The organism is Streptomyces sp. NPDC039609 (genome assembly GCF_055596705.1).
Window position 1 is genome coordinate 598,507 of the sequence record NZ_JBVIUJ010000007.1, and the last position, 6,045, is coordinate 604,551.

General features: G+C 70.6%; 6 protein-coding genes. 4 read left to right on the plus strand and 2 right to left on the minus strand.

The window, feature by feature from the left end:
* Positions 1-396: 396 nt before the first annotated feature.
* The 3 genes from ACZ561_RS23940 (at position 397) to proC (ending at position 2,890) form a co-directional block, all read left to right on the plus strand.
* Positions 397-1,227: an ABC transporter ATP-binding protein gene (locus tag ACZ561_RS23940; RefSeq protein ID WP_376443736.1), complete on the plus strand. Its 831-nt coding sequence runs from the start codon at positions 397-399 to the stop codon at positions 1,225-1,227.
* Positions 1,224-1,961 carry an ABC transporter permease gene (locus tag ACZ561_RS23945; RefSeq protein WP_470998506.1) on the plus strand — a complete coding sequence of 246 codons (738 nt, stop codon included), beginning with the start codon at positions 1,224-1,226 and terminating at the stop codon, positions 1,959-1,961. The genes ACZ561_RS23940 and ACZ561_RS23945 overlap by 4 nt, the downstream gene beginning before the upstream one ends.
* 119 nt (positions 1,962-2,080) lie before the next feature.
* Positions 2,081-2,890, plus strand: a complete 810-nt coding sequence (gene proC, locus ACZ561_RS23950) for a pyrroline-5-carboxylate reductase (RefSeq protein ID WP_329119232.1) — start codon at positions 2,081-2,083, stop codon at positions 2,888-2,890.
* 12 nt (positions 2,891-2,902) lie between these two features.
* Here the strand turns inward: proC and ACZ561_RS23955 are convergent, their stop codons facing one another.
* The gene (locus tag ACZ561_RS23955) at positions 2,903-3,493 is read right to left on the minus strand and encodes a cysteine hydrolase family protein (protein ID WP_470998509.1); all 591 of its coding nucleotides are present in this window, start codon (positions 3,491-3,493) and stop codon (positions 2,903-2,905) included.
* A gap of 75 nt (positions 3,494-3,568) precedes the next feature.
* Here ACZ561_RS23955 and ACZ561_RS23960 point away from each other — a divergent pair, with 75 nt between their 5' ends.
* Positions 3,569-4,573: a GlxA family transcriptional regulator gene (locus tag ACZ561_RS23960; protein WP_470998512.1), complete on the plus strand. Its 1,005-nt coding sequence runs from the start codon at positions 3,569-3,571 to the stop codon at positions 4,571-4,573.
* On the opposite strand, the gene trpS is transcribed toward ACZ561_RS23960, so the two are convergent.
* A complete protein-coding gene (gene trpS, locus ACZ561_RS23965; protein WP_470998514.1) occupies positions 4,537-5,538 on the minus strand; it encodes a tryptophan--tRNA ligase in 1,002 nt (333 codons plus the stop codon). The two genes, ACZ561_RS23960 and trpS, sit on opposite strands and share 37 nt — an antisense overlap.
* Between the last annotated feature and the right edge of the window lie 507 nt (positions 5,539-6,045).

The following is a 6,045-nucleotide window of genomic DNA, read 5'->3' on the forward strand; positions in this document are numbered from 1 at the left end:
GTACCGGCACTCCGCCGTACCGGCACTCCGCCGTACCGGCACTCCGCCGTACCGGCACTCCGCCGTACCGGCACTCCGCCGTACCGGCACTCCGCCGTACCCGCACCCCGACCCGTACCGGCACTCCGCCGTACCCGCACCCCGACCCGTACCGGCACTCCGCCGTACCGGCAGCCCGACCCGTACCGGTACTCCGCCGTACCCGTACACCGACACAGGCAACGCCCCCCAGGACGCCCGGCCCCGCCGGGCGTCCTGGGCGTTTCCGCCGACCCCCGTCAGCCGCATCCGCCGAGACCCGGCCAGCCTGCCCCCGCCGCGCGCATCGGCCGACCCACCCCTTTCCTACCGCCCCCAACGCTTGACGACCGCACCCCCACGCGCAATATTCATCACATGATGAATTACTCCGGCGAGGTCACGCAGCCGGCCGTCGTCGCGCACGGCCTCACCGCCGTACGGGGCGACCGCACCGTCCTGCGCGGCCTCGACTTCACCGTCCCGGTCGGCCGGATCACCGGCCTCCTCGGCCCCTCCGGCTGCGGAAAATCCACCCTGATGCGCGCGATCGTCGGCACTCAGGCCAACGTCACCGGCACCCTCCAGGTCCTCGGCCGCCCGGCCGGCGACGCCGCCCTGCGCTCCCGCATCGGCTACGTCACCCAGGCGCCGTCCGTCTACGACGACCTCACCGTCCGCCAGAACCTCGACTACTTCGCCGCCGTCCTTCTCCCCGGCCGCGCCCACCGCGAAGACCGCCGTGCCGCCGTCGCCCGGGCCATCGACGACGTCGACCTCGCCTCGCACGCCGACTCACTCGCCGGCCGGCTCTCGGGCGGCCAGCGCAGCCGCGTCTCCCTCGCCGTCGCCCTCCTCGGCACTCCCGAGGTCCTCGTCCTCGACGAACCCACCGTCGGCCTCGACCCCGTCCTCCGCCGCGACCTGTGGAACCTCTTCCACCGCATCGCCGACGAACGCGGCGCCGCCATCCTCGTCTCCTCCCACGTCATGGACGAGGCCGAGCGCTGCCACCGGCTGCTCCTCATGCGCGAAGGCGAGATCCTCGCCGAGGACACCCCGGACGCCCTGCGCCGCCGCAACGACACCGCCACCGTCGAAGAGGCCTTCCTCCACCTCGTCGACGCCGCCAACGCCCGCGCGGCCGCACACCTCGACGAGCCCCGGCCGGCCCAGGAGTCCCGACCCATCGAGGAGCCCCAGCGATGAGCACCGCCCGCACCCTCGCCACCGCCACCCGCGTCCTGCGGCAACTGCGCCACGACCCGCGCTCGATCGCCCTGATGATCCTCGTCCCGTGCGTGATGCTCTTCCTGCTCCGGTACGTCTTCGACGGCAGCCCCCGGACCTTCGACAACATCGGAGCCTCGCTGCTCGGCATCTTCCCGCTGATCACGATGTTCCTCGTGACCTCGATCGCCACCCTGCGCGAACGCACCTCCGGCACCCTGGAACGCCTGCTCGCCATGCCCCTGGGCAAAGGCGACCTCATCGCCGGCTACGCCCTCGCCTTCGGACTCCTCGCCATCGTCCAGTCCGCCCTCGCCACCGGCCTCGCCCTCGGCGTCCTCGGCCTCGACGTCGTCGGCTCCCCCTGGCTCCTCCTGCTCGTCGCCCTGCTCGACGCCCTCCTCGGTACGGCGCTCGGCCTCTTCGTCTCGGCCTTCGCCGCCTCCGAGTTCCAGGCCGTCCAGTTCATGCCGGCCGTGATCTTCCCCCAGCTGCTGCTCTGCGGCCTCTTCATCGCGCGCGACCAGATGCAACCCGTCCTCGAAGGGATCTCCAACGCACTGCCCATGTCGTACGCCGTCGACGGCATGAACGAGGTCCTCCGGCACCCCGACATCACCGGAGACTTCGTCCTCGACGCCCTCGTCGTCGCCGGCTGCGCCCTCCTGGTCCTCGCCCTCGGCGCCGCGACGCTCCGCCGCCGCACCGCCTGACCGCCCCTCGGACGCTCGCACCGCGCGAACCCGCGCGGTGCGAGGATGTTCCTGCACGTGGACGAAGTGTCCACGCAGATGGACAGGCGCATGCCCCTTCCGGCGAGGTGAACAGAGCCATGACCCAGACCGTCGCAGTCCTCGGCACCGGCAAGATCGGTGAAGCGCTCCTCAGCGGCATGATCCGAGCCGGCTGGCGCCCCGCCAACCTCCTCGTCACCGCCCGCCGCACCGAGCGCGCCGAAGAACTGCGCGCCCGCTACGGCGTCGAGCCCGTCACCAACGCCGAGGCCGCCAAGCGCGCCGACACTCTCATCCTCGCCGTGAAGCCCCAGGACATGGGCCGCCTCCTCGACGAACTCGCCCCCCACGTCAGCGCCGACCGCCTCGTCATCAGCGCCGCCGCCGGCATCCCCACCTCCTTCATCGAGGAACGGCTCACCGCCGGCACCCCCGTCGTCCGCGTCATGCCCAACACACCCGTCCTCGTCGACGAGGGCATGTCCGTCATCTCCGGCGGCAGCCACGCCACGTCCGAGCACCTCGTCCACGCCGAGGAGATCTTCGGAGGCGTCGGCAAGACGCTGCGTGTCCCCGAGTCCCAGCAGGACGCCGCCACCGCCCTCTCCGGCTCCGGCCCGGCCTACTTCTACTTCCTCGTCGAGGCCATGACCGACGCCGGCATCCTCCTCGGCCTGCCCCGCGCCCAGGCCCACGACCTGATCGTCCAGGCCGCCATCGGCGCCGCCGTGATGCTCCGCGACAGCGGCGAACACCCCGTCAAGCTCCGCGAGGCCGTCACCTCCCCCGCCGGCACCACCATCAGCGCCATCCGCGAACTGGAGAACCACGGGGTACGGGCCGCCCTCATCGCCGCCCTCGAAGCCGCTCGCGACCGCAGCCGCGAGCTCGCCTCCGGCAACGGCTGACCGGCCCCCGGCCTACGCGGCCGCCGCGCCCTTCAGCACGTCCTCCGTCGACACGACCCGGGCGAACCGCCCGCCATGCAGCGACACCGCCGTCGCCCGGGTCAGCTCCTCCGCCGTAGCCGCCCACCCGAACGGCCCTTCCAGGTCGAACGTGTGCATCGCGTCCAGCGGAAACACCACGTCGTACCCGAGGTTCCCGCCCATCCGCGCTGTCGTCTCGTTGCACATGTTCGTCTGGATCCCGACGATCACGATCTGCGCGATGGCCTCCCCCTTCAGCCACAGGTCCAGCGACGGCTCCCCGTAGAACGCCGAGTTCACGCTCTTCGTCACCAGCAGCTCCCGCCCGCTGCCCTTCCCCCTCCGCTCCTCGACGAAGTCCTTGAAGTCGTTCCCCACATGCCCCACCCGCAGCGGTGACAGCGACCCGGCCGGCGAATCGTGCCGTACGAACACCACCGCCCGCCCCGTCTCCTGCCACAGATCGATCAGTGCCGCGATGTTCCCCTCGGCGGCCGGGTTGTTCCGCTTCCCCCAGAACTCCTCCTCGAAGCCCTTCTGTACGTCGACGACAACCAGCGCTGCGTTCTGTGCGATCTCCATGCCCACGATGCTGCCGCCCTCGCACCCCTCGTCCCAGAGGAGAGGAAGCCGACGATCGATGGTTTACTGCCATCCATGCCGACGGCCCCGGCGGAACCCCAGCGCATCGCCCTGATCTCCTTCCCCGGCATCCGCGCCTTCGACATCTCGGTCATCACCGAGGTCTGGGGCAGCGGACGCCGCCTCCGTGGTGTCCCTCCCTTCGAACTCCGCCGCGTCGCCGCCGACCCGGCCACCCCCATCTCCCTCCGCGGCGGTCTCACCCTCACCCCCGACCGCCCCCTCGACTGGCTCGCCCGGGCAGACCTCGTTCTCGTCCCCGGCATCGAGGACCCCGACGCCGACACACCCGCCGCCGTCCTCGAAGCCCTCCGCCGGGCCCATGCCGCGGGTACCCCCGTCGCCTCCCTCTGCGCGGGCGCCTTCGTCCTGGCCAAGGCCGGACTCCTCGACGGCCGCCGCGCCGTCACCCACTGGCACCTCGCCCAGACCCTCGCCGCCCGGCACCCTCGGATCACCGTCGAGCCCGACGCCCTCTTCGTCGAGGACTCCGGTATCTGGACCTCGGCCGGCACCGCCGCCGGCATCGACCTCTGCCTCCACCTCGTCCGCACCACCCATGGAGCCGAAGCCGCCGCCACGATCGCCCGCTCGATGGTCACCGCCCCCTTCCGCACCGGCACCCAGGCCCAATTCATCGAGCACCCCACCCCCCGAGCCGACCGCGACGCCGACGCCCTCGCCGCCGTCCGCTCCTATGCCCTCGCCCACCTCGACGAGCCCCACACCGTCGCGAGCCTGGCCGCCCGCGCGGATATGTCGCCACGGACCTTCGCCCGCCACTTCCAGGCCACCACAGGAACCACCCCTCTCCACTGGCTCATCACCCAGCGCATCGCCGCCGCGCAGAAACTCCTCGAACTCACCGACCACCCCCTCCCCGAAGTCGCCCGCCGCGCGGGCTTCGGCAGCGAGGTCACGATGCGCCAGCACTTCGCCTCGCACCTCGCCACCAGCCCGCGCGACTACCGCCACGCCTTCCGTCACGCGGCGGCAGGCAACAACCCGATCGCCCGATAGGCCCGGTCCACCAACGGCCGTGCCATCCCCCGGGCCCGCTCGGCCCCGTCCCGTAGCACCCGGTCCACATGCCCGGGATCGGCCGCCAGCTCCGCATGCCGCTCCCGGACCGGCCGCAGCATCTCGACCACCGCGTCCGCCGTGTCCCGCTTCAAAGATCCGTACGACTCATATACACCGGCCAGGGCTTCCGGGTTCCCACCTGTCGAAGCGGCCAGCAGATCGAGCAGATTCGCCACCCCGGGACTGGCCTCCCGGTCGTAGACGACATCCCGACCGCTGTCGGTCACGGCCCGCATGATCTTCCGCCGTACCGTGTCAGCGTCGTCCAGCAGATAGACGATGCCGGCGCCGTTCTCGTGGGACTTACCCATCTTCGAGAGCGGGTCCTGCAGATCCATGACCCGCGCCGCCACCTCCGGATGCGTCGCCCTCGGCACGGTGAACACATGGCCGTACCGCTGGTTGAACCGCACCGCCAGATCCCGGGTCAGCTCCACATGCTGCGTCTGGTCCTCACCGACCGGCACTTCATCGGTCCCGTAGGCGAGGATGTCGGCCGCCATCAGCACCGGATACGTCAGCAGCGACAGCCGCACACTCTCCCCGGCGGCCCGCGCCCGCGCGCCCTTCTCCTTGTACTGGATCATCCGCCGCAGCTCGCCGTCGGTGGCGGTGCACTCCAGCACGTATGACAGCCGGGCATGCTCGTCCACATGACTCTGCACGAACACCGTGCAGAGCTTCGGCTCCAGGCCGGCCGCCAACAACAGCGTGGCCGCCTGTCGACTGAGCCGTAGAACCCGAGCCGGATCGTGCTCGACGGTCAGGGCGTGCAGATCAACGATGCTGAACAGCGCGTCGCTCCGGTGCTGGTCGATGTCGACCCACCGTCGTACGGCCCCCAGGTAGTTGCCCAGCGTCAGGTGCCCCGTGGGCTTGATCCCGCTGAAGATCCGCTTCATCGCGTTCGTTCTCCCTCTCTCCTGTGCGCCGACCCGTCGGCCGCACTCCCGGAGGGGGATACGCGAACGGCCGCCGAGGCGGCGGCCGCTGGTGCATGCGTGAGCGCGGGCCGCCGTCAGGCGGCCCACCACTGAGTCGTGCGCGCATGCGTAGTCATACGGAGAGGCTACGCCCGAGGACCGGGGTTGACATGGGATTGCGCCGTCCGTAGTGTTCTCCGAGTTGTCCGACGTGAGCACCGACCCAGGTCGGCCCCGGACAGCCATTCCGCAAGACCCACTACAGCTGACGATGCTTCGCTGCGTCGTCGTGCTTTCGTGCGTTTTTGCGAAATGAGGAATCCGCGTTCGAAGGTTTGAGCGCGAGCCGCCCGATTAGCGTCGGAGGCAAGGAATCCGCTAAAGTCTCACTCGTCGGAACGGCCCAACAGCCGCAAAGACAACCCACTCTGACTGGGAATCAGGCCCGAAAGGATCTGATAGAGTCGGAAACGCCGGAAGGCCGAA